At 41.7% G+C, this 21,637-nt stretch carries 17 protein-coding genes and 1 pseudogene; 12 read left to right on the top strand and 6 right to left on the bottom strand.

Annotated elements, in window-relative coordinates; translation table 11 throughout:
* The first annotated feature begins 26 nt into the window (after positions 1-26).
* The 4 genes from AC6H3C_RS04070 to AC6H3C_RS04055 all read left to right on the top strand — a co-directional run bounded on the left by AC6H3C_RS04070 (position 27) and on the right by AC6H3C_RS04055 (position 5,997).
* A complete protein-coding gene (locus AC6H3C_RS04070; RefSeq protein ID WP_497519405.1) occupies positions 27-1,826 on the top strand; it encodes a RagB/SusD family nutrient uptake outer membrane protein in 1,800 nt (599 codons plus the stop codon).
* 193 nt (positions 1,827-2,019) lie between these two features.
* A complete protein-coding gene (locus tag AC6H3C_RS04065; RefSeq protein WP_497519403.1) occupies positions 2,020-2,823 on the top strand; it encodes a glycoside hydrolase family 16 protein in 804 nt (267 codons plus the stop codon).
* A gap of 16 nt (positions 2,824-2,839) precedes the next feature.
* Entirely contained in the window at positions 2,840-4,285 is a 1,446-nt protein-coding gene (locus AC6H3C_RS04060; protein ID WP_497519402.1) for an agarase, read from the top strand.
* Complete coding sequence (locus AC6H3C_RS04055) at positions 4,282-5,997, top strand: hypothetical protein (protein WP_497519401.1); 1,716 nt, start codon at positions 4,282-4,284, stop codon at positions 5,995-5,997. Before AC6H3C_RS04060 ends, AC6H3C_RS04055 begins: the two co-directional genes overlap by 4 nt.
* A gap of 413 nt (positions 5,998-6,410) precedes the next feature.
* Here the strand turns inward: AC6H3C_RS04055 and AC6H3C_RS04050 are convergent, their stop codons facing one another.
* Complete coding sequence (locus tag AC6H3C_RS04050; RefSeq protein WP_497519400.1) at positions 6,411-6,611, bottom strand: helix-turn-helix domain-containing protein; 201 nt, start codon at positions 6,609-6,611, stop codon at positions 6,411-6,413.
* Between the two features lie 715 nt (positions 6,612-7,326).
* On the opposite strand from AC6H3C_RS04050, the gene AC6H3C_RS04045 reads away from it, so the two are divergent.
* Complete coding sequence (locus AC6H3C_RS04045) at positions 7,327-8,490, top strand: IS4 family transposase (RefSeq protein ID WP_497515873.1); 1,164 nt, start codon at positions 7,327-7,329, stop codon at positions 8,488-8,490.
* A gap of 1,425 nt (positions 8,491-9,915) precedes the next feature.
* On the opposite strand, the gene AC6H3C_RS04040 is transcribed toward AC6H3C_RS04045, so the two are convergent.
* The 3 genes from AC6H3C_RS04040 to AC6H3C_RS04030 form a co-directional block, all read right to left on the bottom strand.
* Positions 9,916-11,145: a type II toxin-antitoxin system HipA family toxin gene (locus AC6H3C_RS04040; RefSeq protein WP_497519399.1), complete on the bottom strand. Its 1,230-nt coding sequence runs from the start codon at positions 11,143-11,145 to the stop codon at positions 9,916-9,918.
* A 10-nt stretch (positions 11,146-11,155) separates the two neighbouring features.
* Positions 11,156-11,428, bottom strand: coding sequence for a helix-turn-helix domain-containing protein (locus AC6H3C_RS04035; protein ID WP_497519398.1), 273 nt, complete (start codon positions 11,426-11,428; stop codon positions 11,156-11,158).
* Positions 11,429-11,729: 301 nt separating this feature from the next.
* Positions 11,730-12,977 carry an IS4 family transposase gene (locus AC6H3C_RS04030; RefSeq protein ID WP_497517007.1) on the bottom strand — a complete coding sequence of 416 codons (1,248 nt, stop codon included), beginning with the start codon at positions 12,975-12,977 and terminating at the stop codon, positions 11,730-11,732.
* Between the two features lie 207 nt (positions 12,978-13,184).
* Between AC6H3C_RS04030 and AC6H3C_RS04025 the strand changes: the two genes are divergently transcribed.
* Both AC6H3C_RS04025 and AC6H3C_RS04020 read left to right on the top strand, forming a co-directional pair.
* Positions 13,185-13,439 (top strand): hypothetical protein, encoded by a 255-nt coding sequence (locus AC6H3C_RS04025; RefSeq protein WP_497519397.1) that lies wholly within the window; start codon positions 13,185-13,187, stop codon positions 13,437-13,439.
* Between the two features lie 359 nt (positions 13,440-13,798).
* Positions 13,799-14,683, top strand: a complete 885-nt coding sequence (locus tag AC6H3C_RS04020) for a nucleotidyl transferase AbiEii/AbiGii toxin family protein (protein ID WP_497519396.1) — start codon at positions 13,799-13,801, stop codon at positions 14,681-14,683.
* Here AC6H3C_RS04020 and AC6H3C_RS04015 read toward each other — a convergent pair.
* Positions 14,665-15,546, bottom strand: coding sequence for a type IV toxin-antitoxin system AbiEi family antitoxin domain-containing protein (locus tag AC6H3C_RS04015; protein WP_497519395.1), 882 nt, complete (start codon positions 15,544-15,546; stop codon positions 14,665-14,667). The genes AC6H3C_RS04020 and AC6H3C_RS04015 overlap by 19 nt on opposite strands.
* 1,024 nt (positions 15,547-16,570) lie before the next feature.
* On the opposite strand from AC6H3C_RS04015, the gene tnpA reads away from it, so the two are divergent.
* The 5 genes and pseudogenes from tnpA to AC6H3C_RS03990 form a co-directional block, all read left to right on the top strand.
* Complete coding sequence (tnpA, locus tag AC6H3C_RS04010; protein WP_497516013.1) at positions 16,571-16,915, top strand: IS66 family insertion sequence element accessory protein TnpA; 345 nt, start codon at positions 16,571-16,573, stop codon at positions 16,913-16,915.
* 6 nt (positions 16,916-16,921) lie between these two features.
* Positions 16,922-17,278, top strand: coding sequence for an IS66 family insertion sequence element accessory protein TnpB (gene tnpB / locus AC6H3C_RS04005; RefSeq protein WP_497515904.1), 357 nt, complete (start codon positions 16,922-16,924; stop codon positions 17,276-17,278).
* A gap of 74 nt (positions 17,279-17,352) precedes the next feature.
* Positions 17,353-18,288 carry an IS66 family transposase gene (locus AC6H3C_RS04000; protein ID WP_497517301.1) on the top strand — a complete coding sequence of 312 codons (936 nt, stop codon included), beginning with the start codon at positions 17,353-17,355 and terminating at the stop codon, positions 18,286-18,288.
* Complete coding sequence (gene tnpC, locus AC6H3C_RS03995) at positions 18,273-19,031, top strand: IS66 family transposase (RefSeq protein WP_497516025.1); 759 nt, start codon at positions 18,273-18,275, stop codon at positions 19,029-19,031. The genes AC6H3C_RS04000 and tnpC overlap by 16 nt, the downstream gene beginning before the upstream one ends.
* 18 nt (positions 19,032-19,049) lie before the next feature.
* Positions 19,050-20,156: pseudogene (locus tag AC6H3C_RS03990) on the top strand (IS91 family transposase); the annotation flags it as partial.
* Between the two features lie 286 nt (positions 20,157-20,442).
* Here the strand turns inward: AC6H3C_RS03990 and AC6H3C_RS03985 are convergent.
* Positions 20,443-21,186 (bottom strand): DCL family protein, encoded by a 744-nt coding sequence (locus tag AC6H3C_RS03985; RefSeq protein ID WP_497519394.1) that lies wholly within the window; start codon positions 21,184-21,186, stop codon positions 20,443-20,445.
* Between the last annotated feature and the right edge of the window lie 451 nt (positions 21,187-21,637).

Raw genomic sequence — 21,637 nt, 5'->3', positions numbered from 1 at the left:
TCATAACAACATAAATCAATATTGATATGAAAAATTACATGATATATATTTTGGGCATTCTCATCACAATGTCCTTTTATGGATGCGACGATTTTCTGATGGAAGAATCGGAGACGAACTTTACATCAAGCACCTTGTTTGAAACAAAAGAAGGCCTCGAGAAGATGGTGCTGGCCTTTTATGCTTATGAGCAAGGGATTGTAAAAAAAGGAAATGCAAACGGGTTTCTTGCCGCGTATCTTTACGGAGAACGAACAACCGATCTGGTTGTTTTTACAACCGGAGATGATGCTAACTTGAGCCGCTACACGTCCCCCGGCCCTACCTCCAACATCAGGGGATTGTTGTACAGCCCGTATTGGACTCATAAATATTACCTAATTGGCCGGGCCAATGAAGTGATCTTTCATGGAAACAAACTGGGGGACGAAACAAAAAGCCTGGTTGCCGAGGCAAGTTTCTGGAGGGCCTATTGTTATTACGGGCTGTATTCCCGATTTTCGAACTTGTATTTGACAACAGAGCCTGTTACCAAAGAAAACCTGGATGAATTGGTTTACACGCCGGCCGACAGCGCCGCTGTTTTTCAGTTGATGTATGCCGATTTGGATCGGGCGATCGCTTCGCTGCCCAACACGCCTGAAAACGGCATGACCGGTCGTGTGACCAAAGCCACAGCCCACCACCTGAAAGCCCTGGTAGCTGCCTGGGCAAAAGACTGGTCAACGGTGGCCGACAACGTAGATGCCATCGATGAAAATGGTAACTTTAATCTCTCGCTGGTGCCCGATCCGGCTAATATTTTCAATAAATCCGATTTACAATCCCCGGAGACCTTGTGGGCCATTAAATTTTCCAATGAACGTGGTGGGGGGACAGGTCACCGGGTAGGCTCACAATATGTGAATATTATTGCTGAGCAATCGTATACACAGCGGATGGTTAACGGACAACTGGTAAGGTACCATGAGGAAAACCTGGGAAGACAGTGGGGGCTGGCATACCCGAACAGCTACCTGATCTCGCTTTATCCGAAAAATGATAAACGGCTTAACGCATATTACAAAATTCATTACTCCTATCAGAATTCGGAGAAACTGATCACGATCCCGGTTTCTCAACCCGTTGTGGTTAACGGTGTGACGGTTAATTCAACGACAAATTTTTCCGGAGCTCCTTATAAAGTGCAGATCGGAGACAGCCTGCACGGGCGTGATGTTTTTACGGCAACCGGGTCAAAAATTGATCGCCGGGCGCTGTTACCATCTTCGTTGAAAATGGCGGATATCTGGTCAAAACCGCTCGATGCCGATGGAGCGAGCGCCAGCTTTAAGGATTTGATGGTTTTCCGTTTGGCCGAAACTTACCTGCTGGGAGCCGAGGCCTATATGCACCTGGACAACCAACCAAAAGCACGCGATTATTACAACCGAACCTGGACCCGTGCCGGGAATGATGAAGAAACCGGTGAAATCACCTTTGAACTGATCCGGGATGAACATGCGCGCGAATTGGCATTCGAAGGTCGTCGCTGGGACTTTTTGAAAAGAAATGGCATCTGGTTCGACCAGATGAAAAGCTACGCGGGAGATTTTACCAAGTTCCCGGCAGCTTCGGTTCCGTACAATGCGGCAACTTATGGCATTTCCGACGGCAGAGATCCCAAATTTAAACCCAATCCGCATTATTATTATGATTTTAACGGCGCCGATAACGATGTGCTGGTTCGTTTCAATGTGAAACCTTTTCACGTGAACTGGCCGATCCCGCAGGATCAGATTGACGCGATGGGCGCCGAGAATTTTCCGCAGAACCCGGGATATTAAGGTTTGTGGCTTGAAATGGAATGTGTAAAAGGAAGGAACACATGGGCTGTTGACCGGGATTTGTTCCCGGCGGCAGTTCATGTTAAATTACCATTTGCATACAATTTTTAGTTATGGCCCCCGGCGTAAGTTTGACTTCGTATTCGTGTTAGCGGGGTTCTTAAATCCTCTGATTTTTAATACAAATACTTCGATGAAAAGATATCAGATAAACATTATTTTATTAATGCTCTTGGTTTGTGGGCAACACGGTTTCGGACAAAACAAGCAGTGGACGCTACTATGGTCGGAAGAATTTAATTATGAAGGCCTGCCTGATTCAACCAAATGGAATTACGACACTCGCGGAAATACCTATGGCTGGGGAAATAATGAAGCACAATGGTACCCGGTGGCCCGGCCCGAAAACACTTGGGTAAGTAACGGCACCCTGAAAATTATCGCCCGGAAAGAACCCACCTTTGGAAAAAATTATTCCTCGGGCAGATTAACAACCAAAGAAAAAGGCGACTGGAAGTACGGCCGGGTTGAAGTTCGTGCAAAGCTTCCGTCAGGCAGGGGCACCTGGCCGGCCATCTGGATGTTGTCAACCGACGGCGAGTACGGAAAATGGCCGCACAGCGGAGAAATCGACATGATGGAGCATGTTGGTTTTATGCCCGATTCTGTTTTTTCAACCGTCCATACCGGCAAATACAACCATGTTAAAAAGACCCAGGCAGGCAAAAAAACGTATTTGCCAACGGCAACCACCCAATTTCATGTTTACAGTATGGAATGGGACGAACAGGAGATCCGCAGTTATGTGGACGATGAGCACTATTTTACCTTTCGGAATGAATTTGACGGATCAGCCGCCTGGCCTTTCGACCGCCGGTTTCATTTAATTCTGAACCTGGCCATCGGAGGCGGACTCGGTGGAAAACAAGGCATCGACGACAGCTTATTCCCTCATATTTTTGAGGTCGATTATGTGCGCGTTTACCAAGCTAACTAAAAATATTTGAAGCGTTATGAAAAACAAATTTGCTTGTTTGTTATTGATTGTTGCGACAATCCTGGTTGCAGCGTGCCGGCCATCCGCGCCAACGCAAAAAAATCAGGAATACCTGATTGTTGAGGCGCAACGAAAAATATATCACCCCGATGGTTCACGCAGCTATAACGCTTACGAACCGTTTGAAACGCGGACTATAGAAAATCTGCTTTCATATACAGCGCCAACAACAACGCCAAGGTTAAGCCAGTACGGCGGCTGGATGGAGCAACGCGTTGATTCCACCGGTTTTTTTCATGTCAGGAAGATTGGCCATCGCTGGTGGGCTGTTGATCCCGAAGGCTGTTTGTACATCAACATCGGGCTGAACAGCATTAGCAGGGGCCGGTCTGAACGGAATCAGGAGGCGCTGCAACGCAGGTTTGGATCAAATGAAAACTGGATGGACAGCACCATCAATCTTTTGCGTCAGTTGGGCTTTAACTGTGCCGGCTCGTGGTCCGATCATCCGGCAATCATCAAAGCGAACAAACAGGCTGACGAACCATTTGCTTACACCATTAACTGGAATTTCATGTCGGCTTACGGCCGCGAACGGGGGGGAACCTATCAAAAACCCGGTCATACCGGTTATCCCAACGAGGCCATCTTTGTGTTTGATCCTAAATTTGAACAGTTTTGCGACAGGCATGCCGGTCAATTGTTGGCCACCAAAGACGATCCGAACCTGTTCGGTCATTTTTCCGACAATGAAATGCCTTTTCGACTATCGGCTATCGACGATTTCCTGTCGCTTCCCGAAAGTGAAGCCGGGCATCACGGTGCAAAAAACTGGTTAAAATCAAAAGGGATTGCTAAAGACGAAATAACCGATCAGCATCGCGAAGAATTTCTTGCACATGTGGCAGACCGGTATTTCTCCATCGTATCGGCGGCGATCAGAAAGTACGACCCGAATCACATGTACCTGGGCACACGGTTTTATGGCAGCGAACGAAATAATCAACGTTTTATGGCCACTGCGGGAAAATACCTGGATCTCATCTCGGTGAATTATTATAACTACTGGACCCCGGATGCCACGCATATGAAAAATTATACCGAATGGACCGGAAGACCCTTCCTGATTACCGAATATTATACCAAAGGTGAAGACTCGGGTATGCCTAATCAAAGCGGAGCCGGATGGATTGTCCACACCCAACGCGACAGGGGATTGTTTTATCAAAACTTTAACCTGGCCTTGCTGGAATCGGGCAATTGTGTGGGCTGGCATTATTTCAAATACCAGGACAACGACCCGACAGCCAAAGGTGTTGACCCGTCGAATATCGATGCGAATAAAGGTATTGTGAACAATGAGTACGAAGTGTGGCAGGATGCAGTCGATAAGATGACGGAATTCAACCTTCAGGTATATGATTTAATCAAACATTTTGACGCCCAACAAACTGATCGATGAAACAACTGATTCTGACATGCGGTAAATTCAAACTGCCGGTATTTTGCATCATGATCATGACCGGTTTTACCGCCTGCTCCTCATCATCTCAGGTGCCCGGCTTACCTGTTATCCCGAATGATGACAAAGCCTTGCCCGCTGCCATACTTACCGGTACCTACTATGTGGATGCAGAAAACGGCGATGACAATCATTCCGGACTGTCAGTCTCAACTGCATGGAAAACACTCGAACACATCAACAAACAGACGTTTGGTGCAGGAGCACAAGTCTTGTTTAAGGCCGGTCAAAACTGGTATGGAAGCTTGCAGCCTTCGGGCTCGGGGGAAGCCGGGAGGCCCGTTACAATCGGGCGATACGGAGAAGGGCCGCAGCCTGCAATCCACGGGCAGGGGGTGGCAAATGCCGTTCATTTAAAAAACACGGCCTATCTCGTTCTTCGCGATCTGGAAATCACCAATTATGCAGCTTCCGAAGAAAATGGGATCAGTTTGGAAGAATGGGAAAGCCGGAATGTAACCGACTGGTTTCAGGCAATAAACCCGCCTCAACTTATTTCGGGCAACAGCCCTAAAACCGGGGTGAGGATAACTGCAACAGATCTGGGAGAGGTGAACCAGATCCATTTAATCAACCTTCATGTTCACGGAGTGAACGGCGCTATTAACCAGAACGATGAGAAAACAAAAAATAATGGCGGAATATTTATTGAAATCACCGGCAGCCGGGTGCCAACCTGTTTTAACGGTCTGTTGATTGAAAACTGCCGCATACACGATGTCGACCGTACGGGATTGTCGAATGTCAGCTCCTGGGACAAGCGAACCCTTGCAACGAACGAAAACTGGACGCCCTCGTTAAACATCGTCATCCGAAACAATGTATTTGAACGGGCCGGCGCCAACGCGCTGATTGTCCGCGTAGCCAAAAACCCGCTGATGGAACACAATCTGTTTCACCAAAACGGGATTAAAGGATCGGGGAACGCGGCTTTCAACTTTAATACCGATGGAGCAGTGTGGCAATTTAACGAATCGCGGTTCACAAAAAAAAACCGGAACGACGCTGACGCCGGAGGGATAGACAGCGATTACCGGACAAAGAACACGATCATTCAATACAACTATTTACACGGTAATGATTTTGGCATGCTTGTAACCGGCGGACCCGAAAATTACGGGGGATTTAATGACCGCACGATTGTCAGGTATAACATTTTTGAACGCGAAGGACTGACGGAGCGGGACGGCGAATCGAAGTATGCCTTTAAGGTCGGCGGAAATGCAACCAACACCTTCGTTCACAACAATGTCTTTTACCTATCGCCCTTTCAGGAAGATGTACATATGATCTATCACAAAGACTGGGGCGGCAACCCGGAAAACACCTGTTATTACAACAATATTTTTTACCTGGACGGCAGCAATCACGGATACAGTTTGGGAAACAGCGCCGGGAATCATTTTTTTAATAACCTCTGTTACGGGAATGCCACCATCAACTGGCCGGTTTCGGAGAACCCGGTGTATGAAGATCCGCTTTTCCTAAAAGTTGGAAACGGACCGGATGGCTACCAAATCAATGCCGTTTCACCGGCAATAAACCGGGGGACTGTCTTCCCCGAACCAGGCGCTCCGGCATCGGATTACTTTGGCAACCCGTTGCCGGTTGATGGGCCGGTAGATCTTGGAGTCCACCAGTTGAAACGTTGAGTTCGCTGAAAAATATTGGATCAGGAAGCGCATTTAGACGAAAAATCACTTAAAATCAAGGTTTTAAGTGCTTTTGCAGTTTTTTGAATCGTCATTTTGTTGTCCTGTCAGGAGCCTGAACCTACTCCTTAAGTCGTTTATTATCAATGTGTATGCAATGAACAATCTCAGTCTGACTCACCGTTTTACTCACCTTAATTTTGGTGGTATTTTGGTCGTTTGGTAGTGTAAAAATACGAAATATTTATTTGATCTGAGCAAAAAGGTTGCATGAATTTAGAGCAACGTATTCCTGTTTCAAGGTTGAATGTTTAAAAATTGTGGTTAAAGAATTGTATAAATGAGATCATTAATAGATAGTTCATTCCTGAATACGAATGTGAAATATTGCTTTAATCAGAATATTCTTCAAACTATTTTTCTTTTTTTGTAGGAATCAACAGTTCACGGATATCAATATCCAAAACATCTGCGATCTTCTTGAGTACTGGCAAGGAAGGTTGTGTATGATTATTACAATATTTGGTAACAACTACATAACTTTTTTCTATCTTCTCAGCCAACCATGTCTGGGTTCTTCCCTGATCTTTAAGCACTAGTTTAATTCGATTCATATGTGATATGTTGCATTACAATAGTAATAAACATTATATTTTGATAGTCAATAATAACAAATCCCAATATAAATAATAAAAAATCATTACAAAATATTGAAAAAGAATGTATATTTATATCGTATTTAGATATAGATATACATTCTTTGATCTAATTATTTTATATGCGATTGATGCTATATGTATGAATGGTTTATTTCTTGATTCAGTGGCGTATCAATATAATTGGACTGATTCATACCTGTATTGTGGATTCAAAAATATCAGTAGATATGAAAAATTGAATGCTATCCTAAATGAAAAAAGGGAAGATAACGTGCTCATTTAGCCAAGTCCTGCTTTTTGTTCTAAGCTTGATTATTATTAAAACAGTTATATTTACATTTGAAGCCTGCATTTTACTTATGAAAGAAGATAAATATATATGGGAAGAATTTAAGAATGGGGAGGATCATGCCCTTTCGTATATTTATTATCATAATATTGATGCTCTATGGGCGAAACGCCTCTTTTTTTTGGTCGTGAATATCAGACTTGGTATTTCATTTAAAAATCAAATTATGCCACAGTTAATTCATAATATTTTTCCACTAGTGTCTATTAATTTTTGTTAAAATGCCTCATATCTGTTTTATGCACAGCATGCTAGCTTTTCAAAACCTTGTCGCCCTTTTGAAATTTGTTCCTTTGTACTCAGGTACAAATTGGAACAAGTATGAACGTTGGCAAATATGTTTTCGCACAGATTGTGGAGTTTCTCCCGAAACGTTACTTCGAACGACTGGTAATAAAACACAAAGACAGGACAGTCAGAATGGCACCATCCTACTGGAGCCATATGCTGGTTATCATGTACGGCCAGCTCATAGGCTGCCATAGTCTTAGAGAACTCACAGATGTCACTATTGCTCATGCCAAAAGATCTTTTCACCTCGGGTTTGGAAAGGTTCCCATCAACAGAAGCGTTCTTTCCAAAGCAAACAGCCTTAGAGACCATGGGATCTTTGAGAAGTTTGCCTTTTACATTGTGTCTATTGCCCAGGCCAAACGTATCACCAAAGAGTTTGAACTCCACGGAAGGTTCTATGCCATTGATTCCACTACCATCGACCTGTGCATGTCGGTCTTTAGATGGGCAAAGTTTAGGAGCACAAAGTCTGGCATCAAGATTCATACCCAGATTGATATTGCCACTGAAATACCGGTCTTCTACAGAATCAGCCATGCAAATGTGCATGACACCAAGTCTATGGACTGGTTTACATACGAACGGCACGCTTGCTATGTGTTTGATAGAGGCTACTTTGATCTCTCCAGACTCTACGCAATTGAGCTGGCCGGAGCTTTCTTCATCATACGGGAGAAGTCCCGCCCTGATTATGAAATTACGGAAGGAGATGACATGCTTGAAGGAGATGACAATGTCCTGCGGGACCAAACGGTTAGGTTTACAGGAAAGCGAAACAGTGGAAACTATCCGGTTTCGCTCAGACGCATCGTATTCTATGCCCCTGACCTTGGAAGGGCCTTCACCTACTACACCAACAACTTCTACCTCAAAGCAAATGAAATTGCTCTTCTTTACCGTTACAGATGGCAGGTGGAGCTGTTTTTCAAATGGATCAAGCAGCATCTCCGTGTCAAATCCTTTTGGGGAGAATCCGAGAATGCGGTCCGCATACAGATACATGTCGCCATCATCACGTACTGTCTTGTCGCTATTATTGAACACGACCTCAAACTGGGCAGACCTGTTGTGGAGGTCATGCGTATCCTTGGTAATTCCCTGCTGGTCAAGGATCCCATTCAAGAACTCTTGGCTCCGAGGGAAAATAAGGCCTATGATGATAGCGATTGCCAACTGCATTTGGACTTCTAATTGAATTAACATTTTTTAATAGACACCAGTGATATTTTTCCATCATTTGTAATTTACTACGAAATGAGTAGTAAATCGCAAATGAAATATGAACCCTGAATGAAAATCAAAATTCATGTGTATATGTATTTTTCTGAACTGATAAAATTCATCAGAACTTATCTTGAAAAGTCAACCCTTTATTTTTTAGTTGTTTTATACAAAAAGTATTGAAAAGTGATAATATTTGCATAATGATACTAAGAGATACCTTCTTTATGTAAAGGTTTTATAGATACTTAAAAAGCCTTGCCAATTAACCGAAGTCGTGTAGTAATCCATGTTTGTGAATTTTGCCACCTCATTTATAAAATTCCTTTAGGTGAATCTGATCAAATAGAATATTATCTTGATGTATTTGTTTCGTTTTCAGTGTGATTCAATTCGCTTTGTTTTTCCACACAAAGATATATTTGTCCAGTTTTTTACGTAATAAACTGGACAAAGTGAAAGGCTATCTTTTATAATTATCATCAAAATTTTGGCGCTATTTTTAGTTTGCTGCCAATTTATAGAATATAACCGACTGCTTCAAAGTGTTTTGTTGCGGATATCTGACTGACCGGATTCCATATTATCATCAGATATGTATATTATCATTTGCTGTTGATAACGAGCAAAAAAAATGAGAATATGTTTGTGCATGGGCACTGAAATTAAAAGATAGCCTGTATAACTTTGACATCTTGTTATAGTCCAGACTTTTTGTTAAGATTATAGAAACTCAATTGTTTTGTTTCTGTTTTGCAGCAAAAATAGTGCATTATGGAAATATAGTTTGTTTGAAGTCGATCATAAAAACTTTTACTCAATGATACTAATCCGGGATTTTGGTGAAAGAACAAACCTGCCCTCAAATACTTCTGAAAAGGGCTGGATGGTTTAAAAAAAAGCATTTTTTATGGAAACTTTTTTCAAAATTTCAGTTAATTCTGCACAGATAATCGAAAAATAATCAACTATTTGTGTAAAAACTGCTAAGTCATCTATCTTTCGTTCCGATCATATCTTTCAAAATGAAACTTAATTAATTTATCGCGCATCGGGATCCAATCAGTTTTTGATTATTAAAGAACCGATAAAATTTGTAAAATCAGTGATATCCATGGCGTAGCTTTAATTATGACACCAATAATTATAACATCATCACTTTCATCTGCATTTCCTCATGCAGTACAATTACTCTTATGTTCCGTTGTGCTATTACTCTTATATTCTGCAAATGCAATATTAATGAATGAATTAAACAACCAGTTGCATCATTAAAACATTCATTGCTATTATCCCAGACAGCATCGGCAGATATATCACCATAAAAAAAAGAGAAGCTTAATCTGGTGGCTTTTGATAGGGATTCGAAGGACAAAACTAAGCAAGCGAAAACCCTTAATCCCTGATCTTATCCATTGCTGACTGAATCGTATTTCTTGTTTCTTTGGTAATGCCCTGTTCACTGGCAATTGCTCCCCATTGGCTTATGGCCTCCTGAACCTCTTCGATGATGGACCCTGCATTTTTCAATCCGAAATGTGTGGCCAGTTTCATAAGTTCTTTTCGTCCCGGATTTTTACTTTCCCCGGCTATCATGGTACTGTGAAACCCATAGCCGGAGTATGAAAAGGTCAGGTCATAGGCCGGGGCAAACTGCCATTCCCCTTGTTCGTTCATCAGGAACGAGAAGTTCTTGCTGTGATCATCCCGATTATGGGAATACACATTGAAAGCTGCCAGCCTGAAAACTTTTTCATAAACTTTCACATGCTTTTCCAACCTGAAAGCGCAATCCATCAGATGTCCGTAATCCATCGTACTCATCCTGAAGTTGTCGTGCATAAGGCCGGATGCGGTGTGTGTATGCAGACGTTTACCCGCTACCCGGTCGAACCGCTTTGTCCCAAAATATACCTGTCCTGATTTTCCCTTGAAAAGACGGCATTCGCTCATTTCAATGCCTGCAAGAAGGGCCATTTTGTGATAGGCAAATTCAATAGTGGCAATCTCCCTGTTATCCGAAGAAGACGGGAATTTGATGATCCATTCGTCATAGCCTTCCGGTATGTTGTCCAACCCATGTATCAGGTCGTTGGTCAATGGATTGTATGTGGCAAAAATCTTTGGCCTGGCACCGCCGGAAGAGCCTCCGAGGATAAACAGTTCCTCGATAATCTCAGAGCTCGTACCCTGAAGTATGTGGTTCATTTCAGCGGCAATAATGTCCAGTTCGGGAATAGGGTCCGTTGTCTTTTCCGGTTTGATTTCCGGTCTGTAAACAAGAGCCCCAATTCCCCGTGATCCGACATACGCGAGCCTGTCCAGTGGAGTTATCTTTGCAATGTCAATCTCTTTGGCAGACAAGGTGCGATCAAGCAAAAGCCTGCCCCAGCCGTCGGGCAATGAATCGTTGAATACACCAAACAACCCGTCAAATGGTTGTTTATCGGCACTTACTATATCAGCTGAAAAGGGGAGTTTTATAGGCGAAAGATTAAGCCCGGCTTTCAGAAAATCGGAATTGTATCTGAAATAGATCTTTTGGTCGGAAAGCACCAGTTCCCCAACTTCAAAGCTATTTCCTCCTAGGAGAAGCGATACGAATAATTTATTGATACCGGTCATGGGTAATTGCTTATTCTGTAAATAGTTTCTTAACGTCGTCGAGGCTTTCCTTTGGAAGTAAGAGGTTGTCAAATTCATTTAACCGTCCCAGAAGGTGCATCAGTTTCAGCAGAGAATCCATCGATATTTTCCCGGTGTTTTCAAAGCGCTTTAAACTGCCCAGGGATACACCCGAACGTTCGGCCATTTCCTCCTGCGACATTTTTAACTGCTTTCGTAAAGTGCGATGCCTTTCAGCCAAGGCTTTACTTACTTCCAATGGGGTTGGTTCTAGGGAGTACATTATATTTGGATAAAATATTATCCAAATATAATTAAAAATGACAAAAATGGCTAATATATTATCTTAAAATATACCTTGTATGTTTTAAGTTTGAGTTCAATATTTTGTCTGGGTCTCCCTTGTCCACTCAAGGAATTAAAAGGCATCCATTAAAAGTCCAAAACTATGGATTCTGAAAAATTAGAAAAGCACTTCATATTTTTTTACACTATTATCCGACTAACATGCAGATTTGAGATTTTTGATCTTTAATTGCATGATAATCAATTGTTATTATTTCTATTTCAAAAGTCACCCCCTGCTAAAAAGCAAGACTGGTTTGCATATTTGATATTGGTGACCCTCTTTGTTTCAAGTATTCTCGGTTAGTACTTCGAAGCAATTCAAATACATCAAGCAAACTAATCAGATGTATGCGAACTAACGAAGCCACAACTGAAAATGCTTTTTTTGTTTGGGCCATCTTTTGAATCACTGTCATTAGCAATTGTGCAATTAAGGTGCACCAAACCTGTGTGCGAATGGCATTCTCGTTTTCCCCGTAAAAGTAATGAAGCTGAAAGTTCTGTTTCATTTTTTTGAACAGCAGCTCGATGCCCCACCGTTTTTTGTATAAGAACGCTATTTCTTCGGCCGTACTATCCATGCTATTGGTGATAAACTCATAATACCGGTTCTTTTCATCCTGATAGCATACTTTTTTCAGGCGAAGGGTTTTCTTCTGCTTTGTTTGTTTTTTGCCATTTTCATCTTCAGGAGAGTACTCAATTTCTATGATTTCCTCCCGAAGTACCATTGCTTTTCCTTTCTGTTTTTGATGTTCCTGCAACACTTCAATGACCGTATAAAGGGCATTTTTCTTGATCCGGGTAACAAAAAAGACCGATTTACTTGTCCACAAGGCAAACTGATGGTAATAGTTATAGGCCCGGTCGAAAACAACCATACTGTACGAGATCAGTTCCAGTTCCTTCAAAAAGTTTTTGTCGTGTACTTTGGCTTCGGTTATTTTAATAAACCGTCCAACCGATTGTACTGCATCAATGAGCATATGAACCTTTAGCCCGCCTTTCTTTTTGCCATCGTTCTTGGGATTGCGTCCAACTCCTTTCAGAATATCACTGAATAACCGGATCGTGGTCGAATCGATCAGTAAGACTTCTTTAAAGGTGAGGCCAAAGGTTCGGCTGTCCGACAAAAAACTTTGATAATGGTGTACCAATTTAAAATAAACATCTTCAAAGAACTTGTTGTCCCGGTTGCGCATCCCATCGCAAGCGGTACTTTTGGCTGGCGCTTCTTCAAGCCCCAAATGGTTCAGCTTTCCGCCCAAAGCCCGCAGCCCTTCACATATCTCGGTCATCGAGTCGCACCGGCTAAAGATGCCAAAGAGAACCGTGATCAAATGTGTCTTTGCCTTAAAAGCTTTATAGTAATAATCAGCATTGTGCTTCTTTACTATACTGGTCAAACTGATGCCCTCTATTAAACTAATCACTTGTTTGAAAATCGGCTGTCCGACAAAATTTATTTCTGTATTTTTGCTCATGTTGAAGTTTTTTCGCAAAACAAACTTACAACATGGGGCCAAACCTTCGGGGAGTAACCCCTATTTATTTTTTTCCCCGTTCAGTAGTGATTTTTTTATAATTTGCCGAATCAAACTAAAACTAAAAATCATGTCGGGAGGACCTTTGAATATGATCAGTATAAAATTGGCTATATAGCCGATGAAATTCAGGCGATACTGAATAATATGGGTAAAGAAATTCCAAAAGATGAATTAATGGCCTCCCCTGATTGGTACGAACAGTATCCGGAGGAGAAATTTTTTACTACATATCCGGAGGAAATCGTTAAAGAATTTAAAAATGCCATCAGGAATTTGAGAATAGCAGAGATTTATGCACACCGGGTCGATTGGTTTCTTTCCGGGGATGATGATGGGGAGCATTTTATTAAAAGGCTGAAAGAAGATTTGAATGGGTTTAATAAAACTCAAAAAGAATAATTTAGTATCGCCCATTTCGAAATTTGATATTCCTGTTGGTGCTAATCCTATAGATATCTTGCTTTACCTTTCATGATGTCCATTGTTCGAATTACATTTCAAGGAAAGAAAAGACCCATTTTTTAAGTCTTTTTACTCCTCAAAAAGGTCAGGGAGGAAAGTATTTACATGTCATCAAATCTTACCACAGCTCATTTAGAATTTATGAAGCTCCGGGATGGGTATGACAGACCGATGCCTTTTGAATAACTGAGCCAAATTAAAAAGACAACTATAGTTCGCCTAAACTGAAATCTTATTAAAAACTGAATTGAAACAGTTACATTTGGGGTAGTATCCTTCATCTTTATAAGTATTAAATGAAAAACATAGAAACTCTACAAAGAATTAAGCGACTGACAATATCGGCTCTTGTTGCTGATGATATATTAATGGGAATACTTGTTTTAAAAGGAGGAAATGCGCTAGGTTTGGCATATGACATAACTGATAGAGGAAGTATCGATATAGACTTCTCAATGGAGACTGATTTTACCGATGAAGAAAGACAACGACTTCTAAATCAAATGCGTTTCTTGTTGGAAAGTGAATTTTCTAAAGAAAATTTGGTTGTTTTTGATGTTCGCATTAGTGACAAACCACAAAAAATGAATGATGCGGTAAAATCATTTTGGGGAGGTTACCTGTTGGAATTTAAAATCATTGAAAAAGATAGATTTGACTCTTTCAATGGTGATTTAGAATCTATCCGTAGAAATGCACTTGCTATACAATCAGACAATTCTACAAAGTTTACTGTTGACATAAGCAAATATGAATATGTTGCAGGGAAAAGAGCAAAGGACCTTGAAGGATCAGTAGTCTATGTTTATTCTCCTGAGATGCTAGCTTTGGAAAAGCTAAGGGCACTCTGTCAACAGGCTCCGGAATACAGAGAAATTGTCTTCAGTATGACCCCAAAGTCAAGGGCAAGAGATTTTTATGATATTTATAATTTGACAAAATCATTTTCCATCGACTATAAAACACCTGAAAATATTGAACTTTGCAGTCATATTTTTGATGCTAAACGTGTCCCTTTAAATTTTATCAACAAAATTGCAGACCAACGGGAATTACACAGGCAGAGTTGGGATAGCGTTATAGATACAGTAAGCGAGAAAGAAAATTTAAAAGACTATGACTTCTATTTTGATTTTGTTATAGAACAGCTTGGACATCTATCTCATATCCCCTTAGGATAATACAGCTTCCATTTTTCCGAAAATTCCCTTTTTCGAATATCATAGGTCAAATAAAAGTTGAACTTCATTTCCTTTTTAAAGGATTCGACATCTCGATCTGCATAACCAGCCTTTTCTAAGTAAAACCCTATAACCTGGTGATATGGATAAATATAGTCCAGCTTTTCAAGATACTTCGCCATCCTCCTCACATTCAACTTTTCCTTTGCGATTTTATACGCTTCAATAACTTCAAACACGCCACCTGCATATACTGGTCTTACTGCTATATCAATTAATGTTCTTTCCAGGTTTGTATACTCAAACCATTGATTATTATTTTGCCGCTTTACCACACCCAATTTATTCGTAAACTTTCCATTTGTTAAAACAATCTTTTTATCGTTGAAGGAAAAAGTTAAAGAACTCTTTCTTTGGCTTCCATTAAAAGCATTATCTATCGCTTCTTGTGTCAAATTAGTTTCACTGTCATTTGACCTTTTTTCACTTTTATGTTCAAAGTTTAAATAGACAGTTTTGGGTATTTGTAGGGTAAGCTGATGCAAGAATAATGAAGTGTAGTATGCGAAATAAGAATCACTTTTTAATCCCGATATTACAGTATATTCATCTTGTGTTTTCCATGAATAAATAAGTTTAACTTCATTGGAATCATTTATAAAACTGTTTTTCACCAACATCTCTCGTTTTAAAAGATAGTCTAATACCCGACGTGTATTTCTATTTGGCTGAATACTCCAGGCATGGCTATTCTTATTGAGAATTTCACTGAATTTCTTTTCAGTGAAAGATTTTACTGACTCCTTATCGAAATATCCTTCAATCGCAGGTAGACTTAAATCAAGCTTGTTCTTTCTGGCCATTTAGTTATATGAAAATCATATATGATTTTCATATACAAATTTAACGAATTATCACCACAAAAACAACTATTTTATGCTATTTTTTAATAATCTATGATTCTGATTGGCAACACCTTAGAAAGTCAAGGGATTGAGAATAGGTAGTGGTGTCGAAAGCATGCATGCTTTCGACACCCAAAGTTAATGAATATTTACCACAAAAACAAATGTTTGTTGATCGTTTAAGAATCCTCGATTATGAAGATAATGATAGCTTAAAAAATGTGAAGACAGGATAAATTATCGAATGCAAAGCATAAATGCTTTGCATTCGTAAAGTTATAACATTTTCGTCATAAAAGCAAATTAAATAATTCCTTTTATTCACTTCATGCTAACCACTATCCGGGAAAGCAAATATTGGTTATTCCATCATTTCCTGGTTCTGATTTATTCTCTTTTTAAGGCAGGTATTATCGTAAAATATCTTTATTTGTCGAACTGAAACGACATTTTATCTTTGTTTTTGTCGAATATGATCGACATTTTCGATAAGGTTTTATTCTGGAGAGCATTAAAACAGCCTTATAGACTTCTGCCGATTCATCATGATATCCCGCCAGGTATTTCAACTTTGACCAGTGACAGATTTTTGGAAAGATTTTCAAAATTCGTCACATGGACAATCTTTTCCCATGCTGCCAAAGATTGGCATTACTCCTTCATAGAAATTTTAAATGACTCAAATAGATGGTATTCTCTTCGCACAAGATCGAATAACGACTTCAACTAAAAAGTCGTTTGGATAATTGTGCTTTCATACAAAAAGTCGTTTGAGTTTTTGTATTTGGTTACGAAATTATCAGCAAAAAATGATACAAAAAAGGCAAAAATTTGAAGTAACTTAGAGTTTTTGTTTATCTTTGTATTGAATTGATAATCAGTGATTTAAGTGTTAGCTTATGCTGATGAGTAGTAAGCATTCGGCGTAATACATATTGCCAGCCAGGGGATCTCGCCGTTTCTTTGATGGAAAAAAATGAGGATGACACTATCAACATTTAAGAGGCTCTTCCAGGAGTATCAGGAGTCGGGCTTGAACGTAAAGGACTTTTGTTCCAACCAGGGCTTTGCCCCTTCCACATTCTACTACTGGAAGAAACAATTGGGTGAGATGTCGCGGCATCAGCCCGAGAGTTTTGTTCCGCTGGTCTTTGATTCCAACTTACCGGTTGCCAGTCGGCGGACAATCCAGGCTCCCATCAATAGTTCCGGTATCCCAGGCAATCAGGCTCCCATCGAGTTTGTGTTTCCCAACGGTACAAAAATGATGATAAGAGATAAGGCCGATATGCATTTGCTAAAAGCAATTGTTCACCTGTTTGATTAGAGCCGGATGTTTCATTTACATGGTAAGCTAAAGTACTTTCTTTATCCGGCACCGGTGGATATGCGCAAAAGCTTTTACACCCTCAGTGGCATAGTAAGCTCGGTCATGAAACGCGATGTTCAAAGCGGTGAGGTTTTCATTTTTGTCAACCGAAGACTCACCATCATGAAGATTCTGCACCTGGAGCACGGTGGCCTGGTTATCTATCACAAGAAGCTTGAAAGTGGGGTTTTTAAGCTTCCCACCTTCGGTGAAGCCCTCACATCTCAGTCCATTGATTGGCACGATTTAATGATGATTGTAAAAAATGTGAAGCCTAAAAAAAGGCTCTTGAAAAAGCGACAAAGCGAAGCACTTTTTTAGTTTTTTTCAGGCACCAAAAATTGGCTGAAAGCCTTGATTTTACTATCTTTACGCTCATAATCAAACAGTGGTAAATGAGCGATTTTGCAACCGGTAAAGATGTGTTAATCCAGGAGCTTCTTCAGGAACGTGATGAGCTGTTCCAGGAGCTTTCCCGGTTGCGAAAAGTCGATAACGGGGCCTTGGAAGCCCTGGAGTCCAAAAATCAGAAATTAGAGGTTGTCGTAGCTCAAAAAGACCAGCAAATCCATAAGCTTACCGATCAGCTGGCCTGGTTTCGCCACAAGTTTTTTGGGAAATCCAGCGAAAAGCATATTGCAGAAGATCCCAATCAAAGAAAGATTGACTGGGATGGCCTGGATGTACTTTCTGAAGAACAGATCGCCATAAAAGATGCAGAGAAAGAGTTAATCGAGTATGAACGGCGCAAGCCTGAAAGAGAGAAAAAGAACGCTGTTCGCCAGCCGCTTCCAGACCACCTCAGACGGGAGATAGAAGTAATAGAGCCCGAAGGAGTCCAGGATAACTGGGTACGCATTGGCGAGGAAGTAACAGAAATACTTGAACACAAACCCGGCGAGATTTATGTACGCCGGATAGAACGCCCAAAATACGCCGTAAAGCAATCAGCAGGAGAAGAAAATATTACGAATGAACAGGACCGGAAGGAAAACCCGGCTATCCGTATTGCATCCATGCCACTATTGCCTTTACCCCGAAGCAATGCCGGCCCTTCGTTGTTGGCCGAGCTGATGATGAACAAATATTTTTACCACCTGCCTTTTCACCGTCAGATTGCCATATTAAAGATGGTCGGGGTAAGATTGCCCGCATCAACGGTTAATGGTTGGTTCCAGGGCAGCAGCGATTTACTTCGGGCGCTTTATCTTCGCTTAAAAGAACTCATTCTGGCATCCGACTACATCCAGGTTGATGAAACACCATCCCGGTTATCAATAACGAAAAGCACAAAGCCAGTAAAGCTTACCTGTGGATGGTCCGCTCGGTAATGGACAACCTTGTTTTCTTTCACTACGATAAAGGCTCCCGGGCCGGGAAAGTAGTGGTTGATCTTTTGAAAAATTACCAGGGAGCTGTTCAAACCGACGGTTATCAGGCATACTCAATCTATGAGCAAAAGAAAGGTGTTTTGCTCCTGGGTTGCTGGGCGCATGCGCGCCGCAAATTCTCCGAAAGTCTTCCCGAAGACAAAGCCGGAGCAGGGTATGCATTGGCACAAATAGCCAAACTCTATCAAGTTGAAGAAATGGCCACTGACCAGGAAATGGATTTCCGGCAAAGAGCTGAACTTCGAAAACGGCTGGCCTATCCAATTATGCGTGCCTTTGAAAAATGGATTGAAGGATATTACCCTAAAGCGCTGCCGGGTGGTAGAATGGGCAAAGCGCTGGCTTATACCTACAATCTTTTTATGCGTCTGTCCCGCTATCATTTGGATGGCCGCTACCTGCCTGACAACAACCTGGCCGAAAATGCCATCAGGCCACTGGCCGTAGGAAGAAAGGGGTATTTGTTTTGTGGCAATCATGAGTCGGCAGAGAATGCTGCCATCATGTATTCCCTGCTGGGGTGCTGTAAAGCCAGTGATGTGAATCCCCGGGAATGGTTGACCGATGTATTTACCAGAATCTCATTGTACAACAACAACTACGATTTAGACTTGGCCGACCTTTTGCCACACCGTTGGAAAAAATCCAACAAATGCCAGAGTTTTTCAGAAAACTCCAACTAATTCCAAGAGATTCCAGTAGAACTTAGAAAATTCCAAATCTCAGGCTGGTATCCCCGGTCTAAGAGAAAATTCAGTATACGTGGCAGGCCGAATGCTTACTGTGAAAACTGCGGGACCGTACGTTACAGCTACAATAGTTGCAGAGACAGGCACTGTCCGAAATGCCAGGCGGCCAAACAGGCTTTCTGGATTGACGACCTGGCGCATGCCACCTTGCCCGTGAAGCATTACCACCTGGTGTTTACCGTTCCGCACGTGTTGAATACCGTTTGCCTGCATAACCCAAAAATGTATTACGACCTGCTGTTTGCGGCGGTCTGGCAAACCCTGCGCCAGTTTGGTTACTCGCATTTTGGCGTTGAAACCGGGGCGGTAGCTGTATTGCACTCCTGGGGGCAGAATCTTTCGTTGCATCCCCATCTCCATTGCCTGGTACCCGCTGCCGGATACACACTGGATGGAATATGGAAAAATATCGGCCATTCGGGACAATACCTTTACCCGGTACACCAGCTGAGCGAAGCCTTTAAAGCGAAGTTCCTCGACAGCCTTAAACGGGCCCTGCGAAAACAAAACGAACTTTCCCTTTTCAACGAACCCGTGCAGCAGGCTTATCAAACCAAATGGGTAGTTCACTGCGAGCCTTCGCTGGCCAGCGCCGAACATGTAGTCAGATACCTGGGGCAATATACCCACCGGGTGGCCATTACCAACCAGCGCATCCTGAACATTGCCGGTGGAAAAGTAACCTTCGTTGCCAAAGATTACCGCGACAGGGCCGTCAAGAAGCCCGTTACCCTTGGTGGTGTGGAGTTCCTGCGGCGGTTTGCTTTGCACATCCTGCCCCGGCGGTTTGTCAAGATCCGGCGCTTTGGTATATACAACCACACCGTAAAACGGAACCTTCAATTACAGTTTGTTTCGGAAGAAAAGCCCGACATTGACGCGCTAATCAAAAAGCAAAAACCTCCCGAAACCAATGTTGAACGGTTTGCAAGGCTGACTGGCATAAACCCCTGCCTTTGCCCGGTGTGCAAAACCGGGAAGATGATCGCTGTAAGAGAACTGCCACGCATCCGGTCTCCGGCATGGGGCCAGTTGAACAAACCGGTAACACAATCATAATCAACAACTCCAACTTGCGTTCCCGCGCAACCGGGAGAGGTATGCCCCGTTACCGGCAAAAACGGCAAAAAAACAGGGCATAGCCATCAACGTGCTTGTGTCATTGGCGTGAAAAAGCACAAAAACCTGTCATACGTCAAAGAACCTCAGGCCGCTTTCTGCCTGTTTTATTTTTAAAAATCAATAAAAACCTTCGGTAAGTGCATAGCCCTGGGCCCGGCGGGTGTAGTCCAACACCGACTCATCGCTGGGTCTTGCAGACCGCTCAGAGTCCTATTTATTGTGTTTAGTTTTTTATTCTCAAATCCTTTTTTTGTTCTTTTAATCGTCCTTGATGCGCTCTGCTCGAATTGCATTCTTTTCTTACAATTCTCAGCACTGCTTTTTCTTTATGATATTTCCTAAAACTTTCAAATAAGTCGTTGTCCTTAAAGATATAAAGATTGTTCTCGTCAGTAATATACTCAACATCTTCAAGATTGATTTTAGTCATTTCGATAAACCTGTCTACAATGATTGAAAAAGTATTTGGCTGTCGATGGTCAACAACTAAGTCGGACCAATTTGATTGAATTCCTGTCTCTTGGCAAGGCACAAATCCTTTTTTAGAAAACCTATCGAAATACTCTTGTTTTACGCTTCTTATGTCTTTTTGTACCACATTTCTTGCGGCTTCTCTAAACTCATTAAATAGATTTACTTTGGGTTTATTGATTCTCAGTCGATATGAAATATAATCAGTCTCCCCGTTGCGATAAAGTAATTCAAAGCATTTTGTATTGAATTGAACTCTGCCAATACGAATATTCTCAATTACATAGTCGTCATTGTCTGGCTCTTCTTCATTTTCTCTTTCTTCAACATCTGGATGATTGTCAGAGAATGAGATGTCGTAATTTAATAAGTCAATTATGTCATTATAATGTTCGTCTTTCAACATCTCGCCAAAGTCGTATGAGTTAAGGATTTCCTTATAATAATTAAGAGCGTCCTTCTTAAACTTAAATTCTCTTTCTCCAATTTTTAACATCTTTCTCAATTTGTTGCTGCCCTCATAAAATTAAACACAACGGTTGGCGGTATGAAACGTTGGGGATTGCGGGCGACTATCCTGTCCAGTTACACCGAACTTAATGCGTGGCAGAACGCTCGAATAACCACTTAAACCCCAATGTTTTATACCGCTTGTGTGCGCCCTGCTTATGCAGGGCGCACACTTGTTGTAAGCTCTGGAAAAAGTTTAAAAATACAAATAAACTTTACATAGTAGCGAAATAACAAGTGTGTATTTTTCCAAAGGGTGTAAGTCCCTATACGCTGGGGTAACGCCCGGAAGTATTAGCAAGTGACAAGCTGGTTGCTGGCGACGGCAGCAGTGAAGGAAGTCAAACGGCAAAATCCGGTACTGACGAACAGAAACGTGATATGAGGCATAGTTATTCGGGTAAGCAAGCACATCATTGTAACGCCCCAAGAATACC

This window comes from Gaoshiqia sp. US2 (genome assembly GCF_059705485.1).
This window is presented reverse-complemented; position numbering and strand designations above follow the sequence as displayed.

Coding starts and splice junctions, on each gene's coding strand:
- AC6H3C_RS04000 (WP_497517301.1), top strand. CDS start 17,353: ATGAGCGATTTTGCAACCGGTAAAGATGTGTTAATCCAGGAGCTTCTT.
- AC6H3C_RS04070 (WP_497519405.1), top strand. CDS start 27: ATGAAAAATTACATGATATATATTTTGGGCATTCTCATCACAATGTCC.
- tnpB (WP_497515904.1), top strand. CDS start 16,922: ATGTTTCATTTACATGGTAAGCTAAAGTACTTTCTTTATCCGGCACCG.
- AC6H3C_RS04020 (WP_497519396.1), top strand. CDS start 13,799: ATGAAAAACATAGAAACTCTACAAAGAATTAAGCGACTGACAATATCG.
- AC6H3C_RS03985 (WP_497519394.1), bottom strand. CDS start 21,186: ATGTTAAAAATTGGAGAAAGAGAATTTAAGTTTAAGAAGGACGCTCTT.
- AC6H3C_RS04065 (WP_497519403.1), top strand. CDS start 2,020: ATGAAAAGATATCAGATAAACATTATTTTATTAATGCTCTTGGTTTGT.
- tnpA (WP_497516013.1), top strand. CDS start 16,571: ATGACACTATCAACATTTAAGAGGCTCTTCCAGGAGTATCAGGAGTCG.
- AC6H3C_RS04025 (WP_497519397.1), top strand. CDS start 13,185: ATGGGTAAAGAAATTCCAAAAGATGAATTAATGGCCTCCCCTGATTGG.
- AC6H3C_RS04035 (WP_497519398.1), bottom strand. CDS start 11,428: ATGTACTCCCTAGAACCAACCCCATTGGAAGTAAGTAAAGCCTTGGCT.
- AC6H3C_RS04045 (WP_497515873.1), top strand. CDS start 7,327: ATGAACGTTGGCAAATATGTTTTCGCACAGATTGTGGAGTTTCTCCCG.
- AC6H3C_RS04015 (WP_497519395.1), bottom strand. CDS start 15,546: ATGGCCAGAAAGAACAAGCTTGATTTAAGTCTACCTGCGATTGAAGGA.
- AC6H3C_RS04050 (WP_497519400.1), bottom strand. CDS start 6,611: ATGAATCGAATTAAACTAGTGCTTAAAGATCAGGGAAGAACCCAGACA.
- AC6H3C_RS04030 (WP_497517007.1), bottom strand. CDS start 12,977: ATGAGCAAAAATACAGAAATAAATTTTGTCGGACAGCCGATTTTCAAA.
- AC6H3C_RS04055 (WP_497519401.1), top strand. CDS start 4,282: ATGAAACAACTGATTCTGACATGCGGTAAATTCAAACTGCCGGTATTT.
- tnpC (WP_497516025.1), top strand. CDS start 18,273: ATGGTCCGCTCGGTAATGGACAACCTTGTTTTCTTTCACTACGATAAA.
- AC6H3C_RS04060 (WP_497519402.1), top strand. CDS start 2,840: ATGAAAAACAAATTTGCTTGTTTGTTATTGATTGTTGCGACAATCCTG.
- AC6H3C_RS04040 (WP_497519399.1), bottom strand. CDS start 11,145: ATGACCGGTATCAATAAATTATTCGTATCGCTTCTCCTAGGAGGAAAT.